General features: G+C 51.2%; 1 protein-coding gene. It reads right to left on the minus strand.

What is annotated here, in order from left to right; genetic code table 11:
• The coding region (locus GY683_RS06905; RefSeq protein WP_297288037.1) for a HEAT repeat domain-containing protein at nt 1-985 on the minus strand (985 nt) is incomplete at both ends.

A 985-nucleotide genomic window follows, 5' to 3' on the forward strand; every position in this document is an offset into this window, starting at 1 on the left:
GCCATCATCGGACAATAAAGTCTCTAGCGTGGCTTTAGGCAGTCCTGTTTGACGCAGTATCGCCCCACTCACGCCTGCCAACACTTCAGCATTTAGGGCTTGGGTGGCTGATTTTGTCTCCATAATAAAGGCAACCAGCTCATCAAGGCTTGCATGGCTAACCACCCTTGTTAAGCTGACACGCTGTAGCACCAGCGGATAATGACCACCTAGGGTCGCCCAGTCGTATTCATAGACCACATCGGTCGCCCCGCCCCATAGCACGCTTGCCACGCTGTGAGCGGTCTCTACCACTTCTTGATCGTCTTGATGACGCAGTAGCTGTAGCAGCAGTTCACGGTTTGCAGGGTCGTCATGGTGTTTGAGCAGTTTAATGGCGTGTAATTGTCCATCGGTTAGCCCATCATCATAGCCAAAGGACGCATCATAACGCTCGCTGATGACTTGACGGATCAACTGCCAGCTTTGTGGGGTATTGAGATAACGCAGACCATTTAGCCAGTGTTCTAGTGCAGGATTGTCGCCATAACGGTCGCCTTTGATGCATTTTTCTAACAGCTTAAAGATTTGCTGTCCGTGCTCGCCTTGCCCCAAATGCCCCAAGGCTTCACTGGCAACATCTTGCAAGGCGTGCTCGCCATCTTCGGCAAGTTTTAGCAGTTTGTCATAAGCGTTTTCGTCCGCCAAATGACCCAGTGCCAACACCGCCCGTCTTCTGAGATGATAATCGCTATTATGATCAACAGTCGCCATCAGCACCGCAAAGCCATCTTTAATACCGCATTTGGCAAGCCCTTCTGCCCCAATAAACTGAACTTCAGGGTCTTTATTGGTCAATGCCACACGCAGTCCTGACAAATCACCGCCCCGTTTTTCGGCTCGGTAGCTCATGGCACTGGCAATCTTGGCACTGTGGTCGCTGGGTAGCTGTTTTAGGGCTTGTATAAACAGCTCATCAATGCTTGCTTGATACTGCTCGTCCGCC

This window comes from Moraxella sp. (assembly GCF_024227015.1).
In the GTDB taxonomy this organism is placed as follows: Bacteria; Pseudomonadota; Gammaproteobacteria; order Pseudomonadales; family Moraxellaceae; genus Moraxella.